20 protein-coding genes are annotated in these 16,892 nt (G+C 62.0%); all 20 read left to right on the forward strand.

All coding sequences use genetic code 11. From position 1 onward, the window contains the following. Window positions 1–795, forward strand: a 795-nt coding sequence (locus tag D1159_RS15005; RefSeq protein ID WP_161846466.1) for a 2-oxo acid dehydrogenase subunit E2, incomplete at its 5' end; no start/stop codon positions are given. A 154-nt stretch (window positions 796–949) separates the two neighbouring features. Then, a complete protein-coding gene (locus D1159_RS15010; protein ID WP_161846467.1) occupies window positions 950–1,396 on the forward strand; it encodes a hypothetical protein in 447 nt (148 codons plus the stop codon). Window positions 1,397–1,856: 460 nt separating this feature from the next. Then, entirely contained in the window at window positions 1,857–2,621 is a 765-nt protein-coding gene (spo0A, locus tag D1159_RS15015; RefSeq protein ID WP_161846468.1) for a sporulation transcription factor Spo0A, read from the forward strand. A 387-nt stretch (window positions 2,622–3,008) separates the two neighbouring features. After that, a complete protein-coding gene (gene aroF / locus D1159_RS15020; RefSeq protein WP_161846469.1) occupies window positions 3,009–4,025 on the forward strand; it encodes a 3-deoxy-7-phosphoheptulonate synthase in 1,017 nt (338 codons plus the stop codon). A gap of 26 nt (window positions 4,026–4,051) precedes the next feature. Beyond that, the gene (gene aroB, locus D1159_RS15025) at window positions 4,052–5,119 is read left to right on the forward strand and encodes a 3-dehydroquinate synthase (RefSeq protein ID WP_161846470.1); all 1,068 of its coding nucleotides are present in this window, start codon (window positions 4,052–4,054) and stop codon (window positions 5,117–5,119) included. Window positions 5,120–5,135: 16 nt separating this feature from the next. Next, window positions 5,136–6,365, forward strand: coding sequence for a 3-phosphoshikimate 1-carboxyvinyltransferase (gene aroA, locus D1159_RS15030; protein WP_161846471.1), 1,230 nt, complete (start codon window positions 5,136–5,138; stop codon window positions 6,363–6,365). 107 nt (window positions 6,366–6,472) lie between these two features. Further along, entirely contained in the window at window positions 6,473–7,450 is a 978-nt protein-coding gene (locus D1159_RS15035; RefSeq protein WP_161846472.1) for a chorismate synthase, read from the forward strand. A gap of 644 nt (window positions 7,451–8,094) precedes the next feature. Further along, window positions 8,095–9,285, forward strand: a complete 1,191-nt coding sequence (locus D1159_RS15040) for a bifunctional chorismate mutase/prephenate dehydratase (protein WP_161846473.1) — start codon at window positions 8,095–8,097, stop codon at window positions 9,283–9,285. Continuing rightward, window positions 9,282–9,806: a shikimate kinase gene (locus D1159_RS15045; protein WP_161846474.1), complete on the forward strand. Its 525-nt coding sequence runs from the start codon at window positions 9,282–9,284 to the stop codon at window positions 9,804–9,806. Before D1159_RS15040 ends, D1159_RS15045 begins: the two co-directional genes overlap by 4 nt. Next, entirely contained in the window at window positions 9,803–10,252 is a 450-nt protein-coding gene (gene aroQ / locus D1159_RS15050; protein ID WP_161846475.1) for a type II 3-dehydroquinate dehydratase, read from the forward strand. The genes D1159_RS15045 and aroQ overlap by 4 nt, the downstream gene beginning before the upstream one ends. A 14-nt stretch (window positions 10,253–10,266) precedes the next feature. Next, window positions 10,267–11,139: a shikimate dehydrogenase gene (gene aroE / locus D1159_RS15055; protein WP_161846476.1), complete on the forward strand. Its 873-nt coding sequence runs from the start codon at window positions 10,267–10,269 to the stop codon at window positions 11,137–11,139. A gap of 861 nt (window positions 11,140–12,000) precedes the next feature. Further along, on the forward strand, window positions 12,001–12,315 hold the full coding sequence (rpsJ, locus tag D1159_RS15060; protein ID WP_006573401.1) for a 30S ribosomal protein S10: 315 nt from the start codon (window positions 12,001–12,003) through the stop codon (window positions 12,313–12,315). A 132-nt stretch (window positions 12,316–12,447) separates the two neighbouring features. Beyond that, entirely contained in the window at window positions 12,448–13,167 is a 720-nt protein-coding gene (rplC, locus tag D1159_RS15065; RefSeq protein WP_161846477.1) for a 50S ribosomal protein L3, read from the forward strand. A gap of 17 nt (window positions 13,168–13,184) precedes the next feature. After that, the gene (gene rplD / locus D1159_RS15070; protein WP_161846478.1) at window positions 13,185–13,805 is read left to right on the forward strand and encodes a 50S ribosomal protein L4; all 621 of its coding nucleotides are present in this window, start codon (window positions 13,185–13,187) and stop codon (window positions 13,803–13,805) included. After that, window positions 13,805–14,104: a 50S ribosomal protein L23 gene (gene rplW / locus D1159_RS15075; RefSeq protein WP_161846479.1), complete on the forward strand. Its 300-nt coding sequence runs from the start codon at window positions 13,805–13,807 to the stop codon at window positions 14,102–14,104. The genes rplD and rplW overlap by 1 nt, the downstream gene beginning before the upstream one ends. Before the next feature lie 14 nt (window positions 14,105–14,118). Continuing rightward, window positions 14,119–14,952 carry a 50S ribosomal protein L2 gene (gene rplB, locus D1159_RS15080; RefSeq protein ID WP_161846480.1) on the forward strand — a complete coding sequence of 278 codons (834 nt, stop codon included), beginning with the start codon at window positions 14,119–14,121 and terminating at the stop codon, window positions 14,950–14,952. 14 nt (window positions 14,953–14,966) lie between these two features. After that, window positions 14,967–15,239, forward strand: coding sequence for a 30S ribosomal protein S19 (rpsS, locus tag D1159_RS15085; RefSeq protein ID WP_161846481.1), 273 nt, complete (start codon window positions 14,967–14,969; stop codon window positions 15,237–15,239). Between the two features lie 15 nt (window positions 15,240–15,254). Continuing rightward, window positions 15,255–15,587, forward strand: coding sequence for a 50S ribosomal protein L22 (gene rplV / locus D1159_RS15090; RefSeq protein ID WP_101691666.1), 333 nt, complete (start codon window positions 15,255–15,257; stop codon window positions 15,585–15,587). A gap of 15 nt (window positions 15,588–15,602) precedes the next feature. Continuing rightward, a complete protein-coding gene (gene rpsC, locus D1159_RS15095; protein WP_161846482.1) occupies window positions 15,603–16,457 on the forward strand; it encodes a 30S ribosomal protein S3 in 855 nt (284 codons plus the stop codon). Continuing rightward, window positions 16,457–16,891, forward strand: coding sequence for a 50S ribosomal protein L16 (gene rplP, locus D1159_RS15100; protein ID WP_161846483.1), 435 nt, complete (start codon window positions 16,457–16,459; stop codon window positions 16,889–16,891). Before rpsC ends, rplP begins: the two co-directional genes overlap by 1 nt. Window position 16,892: the final 1 nt, after the last annotated feature.

Below are 16,892 nucleotides of genomic sequence, written 5' to 3' on the forward strand. Positions count from 1 at the left end.
GCGGCGGCAGCGGCTGCCCCTGCGCCCGCCGTGTCTGCCCCCGCGCAGTCCCCGGCCCCGGCTCCCGCGGCGGCCGCGCCGGCGGTGAAGCCTGTTTACGCCCCGGCAGGGGAGGGGGAGATTGTCAAATTCTCCCCCATGCAGAGCGCCATCTGCAAGTCCATGTACACCAGCATGGCCACCTCCGCCCAGACCACGCTGGCCACCGAGGCCCATGTCCAAAGCCTGGTGGACCTGTACGCCTCTATTAAGGGAACCTATGCCGCCAACGGGATCAAGCTCAGCTATACCGCCATGCTGCTCAAGGCGGTGGCCCACGCCCTGGAGGAGCACCCGGAGATCCGGGCCCAGATGGTGGACGACTGCCACTATAAAATCGCCCGGAGTATTGATATCGGCGTGGCGGTGGATGTGCCAAACGGACTGATTGTGCCGGTGATCCGGCAGGTAAACGTAAAGGATCTGCGCACCATCTGCAACGAGCTGGCCGACCTGACCAACAAGGCCAAGGCGGGGACGCTCACCGGGGAGAACCTGGGGGGCGCGGTGACTACGGTAACCAACCTGGGCATGTTCGGCGTGACCTATTTCACCCCCGTGCTCAATGCGCCGGAAGGGACCATTCTGGGGGTGGGCGCCCTCATTAAAAAGCCGGTGGAGCGGGACAACGGCATCCACCTGGAATATGTGATGAACCTGAGCCTGACCCACGACCACCGGATTACCAATGGAGCGCCCTGTGCCCGGTATTTGCAGAGCGTGGTGAAGAATCTCCAGAACTTCCACTGGTATTAAAGCCAAGTATTTCAAAAAACCGCCTGTCCCCTTGGAGAGCATCCCGTAAAGAAGTTAACACCCGCCGAAAAGAGGTTGCTTTTCGGTGGGTGTTGCTCTAAGCTGATAGACAAAAACTTTACAGAATATAAAATTTTTAGAGAGGAACAATGTTATGATTTGTTGGCTACAGCAGGAAGATGGAGAAGGCCGCTTCAATAGTAAATTTTTCCGTAACGACGAAGATGAGGATAAATTGATTGTTTACGCAAATAGCGATAGCCCTGATTTCATGGAATGTGCGGAAAAATGTGTTGACGCGTTTAACAGCCTTTCTGGGTCTGTGATAAATGAAATTTGCCAAAAACTCATAAATTGCGCGCAGGAGGGGAACGGCTTAGATGAAGAATTTGAATTGCCCGCACTTGATAGCCCTCTTGATGTATTAAGCTATTGTTGGTTCGTGGCATTATATGTGGATATGGAAAGCAAAGACGATGAAGCAGCCTATGCTGTTGAAGGCGAAGGGGAGTGGGGAGAGAATATCGGCTTTTTCATTAAAAATGATAGTGTCGCTTATGTGGGTACAGATTATTTGGATTATATGGAAAACGCACGCTAAAATGCGATTTACCGCTTTCTCCTACAGGCACTTTCCTTAAAAGCGTCCATAGTGGGTTGCGCAGTATAAAAAGTGCAAGGCAGACCGTTGTGGTCTGTCTTGCACTCAACATAAAGCCTTACCCTTGGGGATGGGCGGGTTTTTGAATTTATTGACAAGAGAATCTGTCGAAATGAGGAAACCGGAACCAGAAATCCGGTAGAAGAGAATTACAGGGTCCCCGAGAAAACTTTTCAATTCCCTTAATATCCAAATTTTTTGAGGAGAAAACAGGGGGAAATACAGTAAAAGTTGAAAATTAAGTCGAATTTCTGCTGATTGAATGGAAAAAGGCATCCAAATAATTCCAACAAATAGCTTGCGCTTGCTGTCTGAATATGGTAAATTATATATCAACCGGTAATAACCCTGGTCAGGGAGAACGAAAACATAGAATGCTGTAGGGAGGAAGGAGCAGAAAATGGACAATAAGAAACGAATCATACTGGCAGACGGAAACGAAGAATTCCGAAAGATGCTGGAGGAGGGCATCAACAGGGAGAGCGACCTGGAAGTGGTAGGAAGCACAGGGGACGGCGAATGCGCGGTGCGCATGGTGGAGGAGCACCGCCCGGATGTACTGGTGATGGACCTGGTCATGACCAGCCTGGACGGTCTGGATGTGCTGCGGGAGCTGAACAAAAGCGAACAGCAGCCCCGGGTGCTGGTGGTGTCCAGCTTTGTGCGCAGCAGTGTGGCGGAGCTGGCCGCCGCAGAGGGGGCGGACTACTATCTGATGAAGCCCGCCAAGATAACCACCGTGCTGGAGCGGCTGCGCCAGATGACGCCCCAGTACATAGAGACGCTGGAGCCCGCCCGGGGCGGCCGGAACAGCAGCCTGGAGAGCACCATTACCGCCATCATCCACGAGATCGGCGTGCCCGCCCACATCAAGGGCTATCAGTACCTGCGGGAGGCCATTATGATCGCCGTGGAGGACATGGAGGTCATCAACGCGGTGACGAAAATCCTCTATCCGGAGGTGGCCAAGCGCTTTGGCACCACCGCCAGCCGGGTGGAGCGGGCCATCCGCCACGCCATTGAGGTGGCCTGGGACCGGGGCGACCTGGAGACCCTGCAAAAATACTTCGGCTACACCGTGTCCAACGCCAAGGGCAAGCCCACCAATTCGGAATTCATCGCCATGATTGCCGACCGGCTCCAGCTCCAGCGGAAGGAGCGGTGAGCACATTGGCCGGAAAAATCCCGTTCCCAACACCGGGGGCGGGATTTTTTGGTGAAGAGACCGGAATTGACCGTTGCATTTTTAAAAAGACGGGTTTATAATAACTATAACCATTTCATTTTATGCTGAGGCGTGGAAGATGAGACAGACAGCCCTCACAACTGCATCCGCTTTCGTCTCTTTTGGCTGGGTTCGATTTATGGACGCCGGCTTCTTTGGCATGGAAAAAACAGGCTGGATGAGATGAATGGGTGGACCTGGAGACAGGCCCATGGTTTACCGTAACGGGAAGGCGCTCATTGATTTCATCAATGGGCGCCTTTTTCTATTGCCCCAGTGTCCGCGTTCAAATAGACTCTACAGTTTTTCAAAAAAGGATGGATCATTATGGTAGTCGTTATGCGTCCCGGAACGGAACAGAGAGACATTGACCAGCTCATTGCCGGCTTTCAGAAAATGGGCCTTGAGGTGGGGATCACCAACGGCGTAGGGTGTACGATCCTGGGCCTGGTGGGGGACACCACCGCCGTGGACATGGGCAAGATCTCCATCAACCCCCATGTGGAGCGGGTGATGCGGGTGCAGGAGCCCTACAAAAAGGCCAACCGGAAGTTTCACCCGGAGGACACCGTGGTGGATGTCCAGGGGGTCAGGATCGGCGGCGGCCACTTTGGGGTGATCGCCGGGCCCTGCTCTGTGGAGAGCGAGGAACAGGTCACCGGCATCGCCAAGGCGGTGAAGGAATCCGGCGCCCAGCTGTTCCGGGGGGGCGCGTTCAAGCCCCGCACCTCCCCCTACTCCTTCCAGGGCCTGGGGACGGACGGACTGGACCTGCTGCTGGAGGCCAAGGCGGACAGCGGCCTGCCTGTGGTATCTGAGCTGATGGCCCCACGGTATGTGGAGCTCTTTGAGGAAAAGGTGGACCTGGTGCAGATCGGCGCCCGGAATATGCAGAACTTCGACCTGCTCAAAGAGGTGGGCAAAATGTCCAAGCCGGTGCTGCTCAAGCGGGGGCTGTCCAACACCTACGAGGAGTGGATCATGTCCGCGGAGTACATTATGGCCGGGGGAAATGAGAATGTCATTTTGTGCGAGCGGGGAGTGCGCACTTTTGAGACCTTCACCCGCAACACTTTGGACCTGTCCGCCATCCCCGCCGTCCGGCGGATGAGCCACCTGCCCATCGTGGTGGACCCCTCCCACGCCGCGGGGATGTATTGGATGGTGGAGCCCCTGGCCCTGGCGGCCACAGCCATCGGGTGCGACGGCCTGATTATTGAGGTCCACAACGACCCCGCCCACGCCAAGTGCGACGGACAGCAGTCACTCACTCCGGAGAAGTTTGACGAGCTGATGAAGAAGGTAAACAGCCTGCGGGCCTGGCGGGAGGGCCGGCAGGACTGACCGGACCGATATTAGGAGGGGTTGAAATGAAGCACTTGACCGTAAATCTCCCCGGGCGGGCCTATGAGATTGAGATCGGGCGGGGGCTGCTGTCCCAGGCGGGAGCGCGGTGCCGGACGGTGCTGCCCCGGGCCCAGCGCCTGTTTGTGGTGAGCGATTCCAACGTGGCACCCCTGTACCTGAAGCAGACGGCGGACAGCCTGGAGGCCGCGGGGTTTCAGGTAGGCGGCGGCATCGTGCCGGCGGGGGAGAACTCCAAATCGGCGGGGCAGCTGTCCAGCCTGTGGGAAGACATGATGAAATTCGGCCTTACCCGCACCGACGCCGTGGTGGCGCTGGGCGGCGGCGTGGTGGGGGATCTGGCGGGCTTTGCCGCCGCCACCGCCCTGCGGGGGGTGGACTTTGTCCAGATCCCCACCACCCTGCTGGCCCAGGTGGACTCGTCGGTGGGGGGAAAGGTGGCCATTGACCTCCGGGCGGGGAAAAATCTGGCCGGAGCCTTCTGGCAGCCCAAGCTGGTGCTGATGGATCCGGATGTGCTGTCCACCCTGCCGGAGGACAACTTCTCCGACGGCATGGCGGAGGTCATCAAATACGGCTGTATTCTGGACCGGCAGTTTTTCGACTTCCTGGCCGCCCGGCCCAACCGGGAGCGGATTATGGGGGATATCGAGCACGTGCTGTACACCTGCTGCGATCTGAAGCGCAGGACGGTGGTGGAGGACGAGCGGGACACCGGCGTACGGATGCTGCTCAACTTCGGCCACACCCTGGGCCACGCCTATGAGCTGGCCGGGGGCTATGAGCGGTGGACCCACGGCCAGGCAGTGGCCGCCGGCATGGTGAAGGCGGTGGAGCTGGGTCTGTGTCTGGGCATCACCCAGGACCGGTGGATCGCCACCAGCCTGTCCGCCCAGCTGGCCTGCTTCGGCCTGCCCCTGTCCATCCCCTGCACCGGGGCGGAGTACGCCGCGGCGGTGGGGCTGGACAAAAAGAGCGCGGGCCAGGATATCTCCCTGATTTTGCTGGAGGAGCTGGGCCGGGCGGTGATCCACAGAATGGACAAGCGGGCCCTGCTGGCCATGCTGAATTAGAGAAGGGAGGAGAACGATGGACATTACCATTACGCCCCGGCTGCTGCGGGGCGCCATTACGCCGCCCCCCTCCAAGTCCCAGGCCCACCGGGTGATCATCGCGGCGGCCCTGTCCGACGGGTTCTGCCGCCTGTCCAATGTGGACCTGTCGGAGGACATTCAGGCCACCCTGCGCTGTATGCGTACCCTGGACGCGGACGCCAGCGCGGACGGAACTCTCATCCGGGGGGCCGATCTGGTGGACGGCCACGACGAGCCGGCGCCGGAGGTCATGGACTGCGGGGAGTCAGGGTCCACCCTGCGCTTTTTAATCCCCATTGCCCTGGCCCTGAAGGGGGAGGGGCGCTTCACCGGCCGCGGCCGGCTGATGGACCGGCCCCAGGGCCCCTATGAGGCGCTCTTTCGAGAGAAGGGGATTGTCTGGGAGCGGACAGGCAGTCTGCTGACGGTGCGGGGCCGGCTGGCCCATGGATCCTTCCTTCTGCGGGGGGACGTGTCCTCCCAGTTTATCACCGGCCTGCTCTACGCCCTGCCCCTGCTGGAGGGGGATTCGGAGATCATCCTCACCACCCCCCTGGAGAGCCGGGGCTACGTGGACATGACGCTGGACGCCCTGGGCCAGTTTGGCGTTCGGGCAACCTATGACGGGGGGAGGATCTTCTATGTCCCCGGGGGCCAGATCTACCGCCACCGGGACGCCGCCTTGGAGGGAGACTATTCCCAGGCCGCGTTCTATTATGCGGCGGCGGGGCTGGGGAGCCAGGTAGAGGTACGGGGCCTCAACCCCCGGTCTGTTCAGGGGGACCGGGTGATCCGCTCCCAGTGCCGGGCCCTGGCGGGAACGGGGACGGTGGAGCTGGATGTGTCCCAGTGCCCCGATCTGGTGCCGCCGCTGGCGGTGTATGCCGCGCTGCGGGCGGGGGAGCGCACACGTCTGACCAATGCCGGCCGCCTGCGCCTGAAGGAGAGCGACCGGCTGGCCGCAGTGGCCCAGGTGCTCACCGCCCTGGGGGCGGAGGCGGCTGAGGGACCGGACAGCCTGATCATTACAGGAAAAGCGGCCCTGTCCGGGGGAGTGACGGTGGACAGTCACAACGACCACCGGATCGCCATGATGGCCGCAATCGCGGCCACCCGCTGTCAGGCGCCGGTAACTGTGGCCGGCGCGGAGTGCGTCAGCAAGTCCTATCCCAGATTCTGGGAGGACTACGAGGCCCTGGGCGGCGTACTCACCCGGCGTCCATAGAGTCTGCCGGAGATATGGTGTATGCCGAAGAGGGATGAATGTGGCCGCCTCTGGCGTGGTATGGACAAATGATGCTGTGATGGAAGCGATACAAGAAGGAGAACTCCATGAGATATACAATTTTTGGCGAGTCCCACGGCCCGGCCATCGGCGTGACCCTGGAGGGAATGCCCGCGGGGATCGTGCTGGACTGGGATCTCATCCGCAGGGAGATGGCCCGCCGGGCGCCGGGGCAAAACGGAATATCCACCCCTCGGAGAGAGGCCGACGAGCCTCAGATTCTCTCCGGCGTCTTTGAGGGCCGCACCACCGGCACGCCCCTGTGCGCTGTGATCCAGAACACGGACACCCGCAGCAGGGACTACAGCCGCCTAAAAGACCTGCCCCGGCCCGGCCATGCCGACTACACCGGCCAGATGCGCTACCAGGGGTGCCAGGATTACCGGGGAGGCGGCCATTTCTCCGGCCGGCTCACCGCGCCCCTGGTCTTCGCGGGGGCCATGGCCAAGCTGGTGCTGAGGGAACGGGGGGTGGCGGTGGAGGCCGTCATCTCTAACCTGGCGGGAATCGTCGGCCCGACGCCGGAGCAGGCGGAGGAGGCCATTCTGGCCGCGAAGGCGGATCGGGACTCGGTGGGAGGGTGCATCCGCTGTGCCGTAACCGGCCTGCCGGCGGGGTTGGGCGCCCCCGACTATGGACGCAACGTGGAAGGAATTTTCTCCCAGTATCTCTTTGCCGTTCCGGCGGTGAAGGGGGTGGCCTTTGGGGCGGGATTTGGCTTCGCCGGCCTGCGGGGCAGCGAGGCAAACGACCCCTTCCGTATGGAGGGGGGCAGAGTGGTCACCGCCACCAACCACAGCGGGGGAATCAATGGGGGGATTACCAATGGGATGCCGGTGGAATTCGAAGTGGTCCTCCGGCCCACCCCCTCGATTGCCCGGCCCCAGCAGACGGTGAGCCTATCCCGGGGGGAAAACGCCCAGCTGACCATTGAAGGGCGGCACGACCCCTGTGTGGTGGTGCGGGCTCTGCCGGTGATCGAGGCGGCGGGGGCGTTGGCGGCCTGCGAAGTGCTGGGGATTTAAACATATTTGCGCAGAGCGGCAGGGGACGCCCCCCTGCGGGGGGGATGCCCTCCGGGCGGGGCCCTGCGGGGGATTTGTGCTCGCCGCACGGGCCGCTTACGCAGCGGGCGCCAGGGCCCTTTCCCGAAAGGGCCCTGGACCCAAAGGGCCAGAGGGGGGAGGATCCCCCCTCTGGACTCCCCCAGCGCGGGGGTCCAGGCGGCGCGCCCCGCCGCCACCACTGCCTCAGCGTCCTGAGAGTCTTTCGAGATAGGTGATCCCTGCGTAAGTCTCCCGCCAGACCGGGTTTTATGTGCCGGGCCTCCCCAGTCGGCCCGGGGGAACGGCTGGCAGTGTACTTGCCCCCGGGCCGACCCGAGAGGCCCGGCACTCCGATTGTAACGTTACTGTAAAGCCCCAGCTGGGACCGCGTTGTCTGCCAGAGTGGCATATCGGCATGGCAGATATCCGGCGCGGTGCGCCGGGTGGGCTCATCGTATGGGGGTTCCCCAAGGGGGGCAACCCCACTTGGGCCCTTTGGGTCCAGGGCCCTTTCGGGAAAGGGCCCTGGCGCCCGCTGCGTAAGCGGCCCGTGCGGCGAGCACATATCCCCCGCAGGGCACCCTGCAAACAATCCTCAACAAAGAGTAAGGAGAGAATCACAAATGGATCAGCTGGAGCAATACCGCCGGGAGATTGACCGCATTGACGGGGCGCTGGTGGAGCTCTTTTTGAAGCGGATGGAGGTCACCGGACAGGTGGGGGCGTGGAAGCAGGCCAACGGCGTACCGGTGCTGGACGCGGCGCGGGAGCGCCGGGTGATTGCGGCCAAGACGGCGCTTACCAGCGATCCCAGCCGCCGGTCCGATCTGGCGGAGCTGTACGCCGCCATTATGGCGATTTCCCGCCGGCAGCAGCGGGCGCTGGTGCAGGAGGGGAGGGAGGATCCGGGTTATGACGCGTGTATGGCGGCGGTGGCCGCCGCCCGGCGTCCTGTCACCTGGCCCCGGGTGGTGTACCAGGGGGAGCCGGGGGCGTACAGCGAGGAGGCCGCGGCGGGATTTTTCGGCGAAGAGGTGGACAGCCGGGGCCTGCCCTGGTTTGACCATGTGTTCCAGGCCATTGAGCGGGGCGAGGCGGACTATGCGGTGCTGCCCATTGAGAACAGCTCCACCGGATCCATCCGGCAGGTCTATGACCTGCTGGCTCAGTACCGCTACTACATCGTGGGGGAATACCAGGTAAAGGTAGAGCACTGCTTGATGGCCCTTCCCGGGGTGAAGGTGGAGGATATCCGCACGGTGTACTCCCACGAGCAGGGCCTGATGCAGAGTGAGAAATTTCTGGACGGCCACCGGGACTGGAAGCGGATGCCTACCCTGGACACCGCCGGTTCCGCCAAGCAGGTAGCCGCTTCCGGGGACCGGACAGCGGCGGCCATCTGCTCCCGCCGGGCGGCGGCGCTCTACGGGCTGGATATTCTGGCGGAGGGAATCAACCACAACGCCCTCAACTACACCCGGTTTGTGGTGGTGTCGCCGGTGATGGAGCTGCGCAGCGGCCGGGACAAGATCAGCGCCCTGTTCTGCCTGCCCCATCAGAGCGGGTCCCTCCACGAGATACTGACCATTTTTTCGGTTCAGGGACTCAACCTGCTGAAGCTGGAGTCCCGGCCCGTCCCCGGGCGGAGCTGGGAATATCTCTTCTTCCTGGAGTTTTCCGGGGATCTGCTCTCGCCGGGGATGGACGGAGTGCTCCACGAGCTGTCTCAGCTGGCAGGAGAGATGCGGATATTGGGCAATTTCCAGGAGTACCGGCAGGCAGGGGCGGCACAGCCGGCGGGAGGCGCACAATGAGAAAAAATCTGGTGCTGATAGGGATGCCTGGATGCGGCAAGACAGCGGTGGGCCGGGTGCTGGCGGAAAAGCTCGGTATGCCTCTGGTGGATACAGACGATCTGGTGGAGCAGGAGGCGGGACGGAGTATCCCGGAGCTGTTTGACTTGGAGGGAGAGGAGGGCTTTCGGGAGCGGGAGAGCGCCGCCGCCCGAAAAGCCGCCGCCCTGGATGGAGCGATCATCGCCACCGGGGGCGGAATGGTGCTGCGGCCGGAAAATATGGCGGTGTTGAGCCGGACGGGAATTGTCTTTTTCCGGGATCGAAGTCTGGAGGCCATCTTGGGGGAGGACCACTCCGGCCGTCCCCTGGTGGGAGAGGACAGCCAGCGGCTGCGCAGGCTGTATGACCAGCGGATCGCGCTCTACCGCCGCTATGCCCAATACACCATCGGAGACGCCCAGGCGGAGGAGAAGACCGCCGCCCTGGAGGAGATCGCGGGCCGCATCGCGGCCATCTACTGCCGGGAGGAGAACAGATGAAATTTCTCATTCTCAATGGCCCCAACCTGAATCTGCTGGGCAGCCGGGAGCCGGGGATCTATGGAGCGAACACTTATGAGGGCCTGTGCCGGCGGCTGGAGTCCTTTGCGGCGGCTCATGGGTCCGCTGCGGCGTGTGTTCAGTCCAACCACGAGGGGGCCATCATCGACGCCATCCACGCCGCCCAGGGCGTTTACGACGCCATTGTAATGAATCCCGGGGCCTTTACCCACTACAGCTACGCCATTCTGGACGCCCTGAAGGCGGTGGATGTGCCCTGTATTGAAGTCCACATCTCCAACGTCCACAAGCGGGAGGAGTTCCGCCATAAGAGCGTCACTGCCGCCGCCTGCGTGGGACAGATCTGCGGCCTGGGGCTGTATGGATACGAGGCGGCGATGGGCTATTTCCTGGCCCAGAGGGGAAATCCCCCGGCTCAGACTTAAGAGGAGGGACGCCCATGCAGGTGGAATTGAAGAACAGCACACAAAAGCTGTGTGTCATCGGGGATCCCGTGCTTCACTCCAAATCGCCCCTGATTCACAACACCATGATTGAGGCTCTAGGGCTGGACTATATCTATCTCTGCCAGCCGGTGGAGCGGGGAAAGGCGGCACAGTGGCTTCGGTGCGCCGCCCTGGCAGGCTACGCGGGGTTCAACGCCACCATGCCCCACAAGGAGGCGCTGGTTTCCCTGATGGACGAGCTGGACGAGGACGCCAGACAGTACGGCGCGGTGAATACGGTGTGCATCCGGGAGGGAAAATACTGGGGATACAACACCGATGGCCGGGGGTTTCTGGCGGCTTTGAGCCAGGCAGGCATTGAGACGGCGGGAAAAACCGTACTGGTACTGGGCGCGGGGGGCGCGGCCAGGGCGGTGGCCCCCAAGCTGTGCCGGACAGGGGACGCAGCCAGGGTAGTTGTTGCCAACCGCACTGTAGAGAAAGCTGCGGCGCTGTGCAGCAGCAGTCCCGATGGCCGGATGCAGCCGGCGGATTTTCGGGGGGAAACCCTGTGCCATCTGGCTGGAGAGGCGGATCTGATTGTCAACTGCACCAATCTGGGGATGACAGGGATTAACAGGCAGTTTGAGGGCCTCTCCTTCCTGGATGCCTTGAAATCTGGGGCGGCGGTGTGCGATCTCATCTACAGCCCGGCGGAGACTGTGCTTCTGCAAAAAGCCCGGGCGGGAGGGCATAAGACGCTCAACGGCCTGGGGATGCTCATCTGGCAGGCGGTCTTCGCCCTGGAACATTTTACGGGGACCAAAATTGACGGGGCGGTGGTGCTTCCCCTGGTGGAGGCGGCGCTGGAGGAGGCTTGCATTTGAGAGGGCGTCTGCGCGGTGGGCGACCCTCCGGGGTGCCCTGCGGGGGATATGTGCTCGCCGCACGGGCCGCTTACGCAGCGGGCGCCAGGGCCCTTTCCCGAAAGGGCCCTGGACCCAAAGGGCCCAAGGGGGGCAGGCCCCCCTTGGGGAACCCCCATGCGCTAGGCCCACCCGGCGCACCGCGCCGGATATCTGCCATGCCGATGTGCCGGTCTGGCAGACAGCACGGTCCCAGCTAAAGTCTTGCACTTACGTTACAATAGAAGCGCCGGGCCTCCCTGGTCGGCCCGGGGGCGAGTACACTGCCAGCCGTTCCCCCGGGCCGACCAGGGAGGCCCGGCACATAAAACCTGGTCTGGCAGAAGACGTACGCAGGGCTCACCTGTCCTGAACGGCTGTCAGGACGCTGAGGCAGTGGCGGCGGCGCGGTGCGCCCCCCGCGCAGGGCCGCCTCCCCGGGGGGCGGAAAAATCATTCTAGGGCGCACTCTGTGTATATCACACAGGAACAACCGGCCTCCAATCGAAAATTTCTGAGATAATTCGGAAAAAACGGCTTGACTTTGGAATGAAAATGTAATACTATAGTAAAGCGCCTGTGAAAAGGCGCAAACTGCGATGATGCGGGAGATTGCGGCTATGCCGGTAACTTCCGCGGAGTATGTCCGAGCAAATCGGGCGGCTGAGAAGGTTCCGTACACGGCGTGTCTCGCTGTGCAGGGGACGAAACCGGCTGCGCTTGCGCCGGTTTTCTTCGTGCTATTGAATGATACGCACGGAAACGTGTACAGAAGATTCTCACCGTACGAAGCGCGCACGGAACATAAGAACGTCACTTCGTATGTTTAAGGAGGAAATTACCATGGCAGCTCAGAAAGAAATGATCCGAATCCGCCTGAAGGCTTACGACCATCAGCTCATCGACCAGAGCGCGGAGAAGATTGTGGAAACCGCCAAGCGCACCGGCGCTTCCGTGTCCGGCCCCATCCCCCTGCCCACCAAGAAAGAGGTCGTGACCATCCTGCGGGCCGTTCATAAGTATAAGGACAGCCGTGAGCAGTTCGAGCGCCGCACCCACAAGCGCCTGATTGATATTCTCAAGCCCTCCCCCAAGACAGTGGAGGCCCTGATGAGCCTGGAGCTTCCCGCCGGCGTGGAGATTGAAATTAAACTGTAATCCCCCGGCGCTTGAATTTATTTGCACCGCAGTCCATCGCGTTTTGAGATGGACGGGTCAAGTTAGCCGGGCAATGGCAGCCCGATGGTCAACTCGGCTAACCAATAACCTTAATATAAGGAGGAACTCAGCATGGAAAAGGCCATTATCGGCAAGAAGGTCGGCATGACGCAGATCTTTGACGCCGACGGCAAGGTCATTCCGGTCACCGTCATTGAGGCGGGCCCCTGCACCGTGGTGCAGAAGAAGACCGAAGAAAAGGACGGCTATGCCGCCGTTCAGCTTGGCTACGAGGATGTGGCGGAGAGAAAGCTCAGCAAGCCTGAGCTGGGCCACCTGAAAAAGGCGGGCGTATCCCCCAAGCGTGTGCTCAAGGAGTTCAAGCTCGCGGGTGAACTCAACGTGGGCGACGAGGTGAAGTGTGACGTCTTTGCCGAGGGCGACCGGGTGGACGTCACCGGCATCAGCAAAGGTAAGGGCTACGCCGGCGTGGTGAAGCGCTGGAATGCCGGCCGCACTCCCATGAGCCACGGCGGCGGACCTGTCCACCGCCACGCGGGCTCTATGGGCCCCGCCACCGACCCCTCCCGGATCTTCAAGGGCAAGATCGGCGCCGGCCACCTGGGCTGCGAGCAGATCACGGTCATGAACCTGGATGTGGTGAAGGTGGATCCCGAGCTGGGCATTATCGCCGTGCGCGGCGCCATCCCCGGCCCCAAGGGCGGCGTTGTCTACCTGCGCAACAGCGTGATCAACGTCAAGGAGAAGGGCGCCGCCGCCAACGCCAGCGTCAACCCGCAGAAGGCTTCCGCCCGCGTCAATCCCCAGAAGGCGTCTGCGCGTAACCGCTAAGAAAGGAGAGAAACCAAATGCCTAAGGCAACTGTTGTTAATATGACCGGCACGAAGGTCGGCGAAGTGGAGCTCTCCGACGCCGTCTTCGGCATTGAGCCCAACGAAGCCGTTGTCCATGCGGTGGTAAAAAATCACCTGGCCAACTGCCGTCAGGGCACCCAGTCCGCCCTGACCCGCGCCGAGGTCTCCGGCGGCGGCATCAAGCCCTGGCGCCAGAAGGGCACCGGCCGGGCCCGTCAGGGCTCCACCCGCGCCCCCCAGTGGACCCACGGCGGCGTGGTGTTCGCCCCCAAGCCCCGGGACTACAGCTACTCTTTGAATAAGAAAGTCAAGCGCCTGGCGCTGAAGTCCGTCCTCTCCGCCAAGGCGGCCGAGGGAAATGTGATTGTGGTGGACAGCCTGGAGCTGCCTGAGATCAAGACCAAGGCCATGAAGACCTTCCTGGACAGCGTGGAGGCGGGCAAGGCCGTTGTGGTCACGCCTGAGGTCAATGACAATGTGGTCAAGTCCGCCCGGAACATCCCCGGCGTGGTGACCACCACCGCTAAAATCCTGAGCGTTTACGACATTGTGAACGCCGGCAAGCTCATCGTGGACCAGAAGGCCCTGGCCGTCATCGAGGAGGTGTTCGCGTAATGGCTACCACTGCTTACGATATTATCAAGCGCCCCATCATCACTGAGAAGTCCGCTTCTCTGTTTGAGATGAAAAAGTACACCTTTGAGGTGGCCAAGGACGCCAACAAAATCGAGATCGCCAAGGCGGTTGAGGAGATTTTCGGCGTGAAGGTCGCAAAGGTCAACACCATCAATATGGAAGGCAAGCTCAAGCGTACCGGCCGTTTCCCCGCCGGCCGCCGGCCTTCCTTCAAGAAGGCCATCGTCACCCTCACCGAGGACTCCAAGACCATTGAGTTCTTCGAGGGCATGGTGTAAGGAGGTAATGAGAAATGGCGATTAAGACGTTTAAGCCCACTACCCCCTCCCGCCGCCACATGACCGTGTCTGCCTTCGAGGGGATCGACAAGAAGGCCAAGCCCGAGCGCAGCCTGACCGAAGTTCTGAAGAAGAACGCCGGCCGCAACAGCTACGGCCGCATCACCGTGCGCCATCGCGGCGGCGGCAATAAGAAGAAATACCGCATCATCGACTTCAAGCGCGACAAGCAGGGCTCTGCCAAGGTGCTGCGGGTGGAGTACGACCCCAACCGCTCCGCCAACATCGCCCTGATCCAGTACGAGGACGGGGAGAAGCGCTATATTCTGGCCACCGTCGGCATGAAGGCCGGCCACATTATCATGACCGGTCCCGAGGCTGACATTTTGCCTGGCAACGCCCTTCCCATCGCCAACATCCCCCTGGGCACCCTGATCCACAATGTGGAGCTCTACCCCGGCAAGGGCGGCCAGCTGGTCCGCGCCGCCGGCGAGTCCGCCCAGCTCATGGCCAAGGAGAACGGCATGGCCCAGGTCCGCCTCCCCTCCGGCGAGGTGCGCTATATCCGCTTGGAGTGCATGGCCACCATCGGCCAGGTGGGCAATATCGAGCATGAGAACGTGCAGATCGGCAAGGCCGGCCGCAAGCGCCACATGGGCTGGCGGCCCACCGTCCGCGGCAGCGTGATGAACCCCTGCGACCACCCCCACGGCGGCGGCGAGGGCAAGAGCCCCGTGGGCCGTCCCGGCCCTGTCACTCCCTGGGGTAAGCCCGCGATGGGTTACAAGACCCGCAAGAAGAAGAACCCCACCGAGCAGTTCATCGTCAAGCACCGCAACGCGAAGTAAGGAGGCAGTAAAAGATGAGCAGAAGTATCAAGAAAGGCCCCTTTTGCGCCCCTGAGCTGCTGAAGCGGGTGGACGCAATGAACCAGACCGGGGAGAAGAAGGTCCTCAAGACCTGGAGCCGCGCCTCCACCATCTTTCCCGCCTTTGTGGGTCATACCTTCGCCGTCCATGACGGCCGCAAGCACGTGCCCGTCTATGTGACCGAGGACATGGTGGGTCACAAGCTGGGCGAGTTCGCCCCCACCCGCACTTACCGCGGCCACGCCGGCAGCAAGACCGGCAAGTAAGAAGGAGGAGAGAAAATGGAAGCGAAAGCTGTACTGAAGTATGCCCGCATCTCTCCCCGCAAGGTTCAGATCGTCTGCGACCTGATCCGCGGCAAGAGTGTGGCTGAGGCCACCGCCATCCTGATGGCCACCCCCAAGGCCGCCTCCGAGCTGATGCTCAAGGTGCTCAAGAGCGCCGCGGCCAACGCTGAAAACAATCACCAGATGGATCCTGAGAAGCTGTACGTGTCCACCACCTACGCCGCCCCCGGCCCCATCATCAAGCGCATCATGCCCCGGGCCCAGGGCCGGGCGTACCGGATCAACAAGCGTACGTCTCACATCACCATCGCGGTGAGCGAGCGCTAAGGGAGGAGGAACAATATGGGACAGAAAGTCAATCCCCACGGCCTGCGCGTGGGTGTCATTAAGGATTGGGACTCCCGGTGGTACGCCCGCAACGAGAAGGTCGGCGATCTGCTGGTGGAGGACAAGAAGCTGCGCGACTATTTGAAGAAGACCCTGTATTCCGCCGGCGTGCCCAAGATCGAGATTGAGCGGGACAACGCCAAGGTGCGCATCTACCTGCACTGTGCCCGTCCCGGCGTGGTCATCGGCAAGGGCGGCGCTGACATTGAGCGCCTGCGCCTCACCCTGGAGAAGATGATCGGCAAGAGCGTGGCCCTGAACATCGTGGAAGTGAAGAACCCCGACATGAACGCCCAGCTGGTGGCGGAGAATATCGCCCAGCAGCTGGAGAAGCGCATCGGCTTCCGCCGGGCCATGAAGAACGCCATGGGCCGCGCCATGCGCGCCGGCGCCCGGGGCATCAAGACCTGCGTGTCCGGCCGTCTGGGCGGCGCGGAAATCGCCCGCACCGAGCACTATCACGACGGCACCATCCCCCTGCAGACCCTGCGGGCCGACATTGACTACGGCTTCGCCGAGGCCGCCACCACCTACGGCCGCATCGGCGTGAAGGTGTGGATCTACAAGGGCGAGGTGCTCACTCAGAGCCTGCGGACCACCCCCCGTACTTTGGATACCAAGAACTTCAAGGAGCGTCCTGACCGTCCCCGCCGCGACCGCCGCGACGGCGATCGCCGCCAGGGTGGCTTTAACCGCAACGGCAATGGCGGCGGCTTCAACCGCGGCGCCGGCCGTCCCCAGGGCGGCTTCCGTCAGGGCGGCCCCCGTCCTGCCGCTCCCGCTGCCCCGAAGGAAGGAGGCTCTAACTAATGCTGCTGCCTAAGAGAGTGAAATATCGCCGCGTGCATCGCGGCCGTATGAAGGGCAAGGCCCTCAAGGGCAATACCGTCACTTACGGTGAGTGGGGCCTTCAGGCCACCGAGCCCTGCTGGATCACCAGCAACCAGATCGAGGCCGCCCGTGTGGCCATGACCCGCCACACCAAGCGCGGCGGTAAGGTCTGGATCAAGATCTTCCCCGACAAGCCCGTCACCGAGAAGCCGGCCGAAACCCGTATGGGATCCGGTAAGGGCTCCCCGGAGTACTGGGTGGCCGTGGTGAAGCCCGGCCGCGTCATGTTTGAGATTGCCGGCGTCTCTGAGGAGGTCGCCCGGGAGGCCCTGCGTCTCGCCGCCCACAAGCTGCCTGTCAAGTGCAAGATTGTGAAGAAAGAGACCGCCGAGTGCGAGAATGGTGGTGAATAAT

Source organism: Pseudoflavonifractor sp. 524-17, from assembly GCF_009935845.1.
GTDB lineage: Bacteria > Bacillota > Clostridia > Oscillospirales > Oscillospiraceae > Pseudoflavonifractor_A.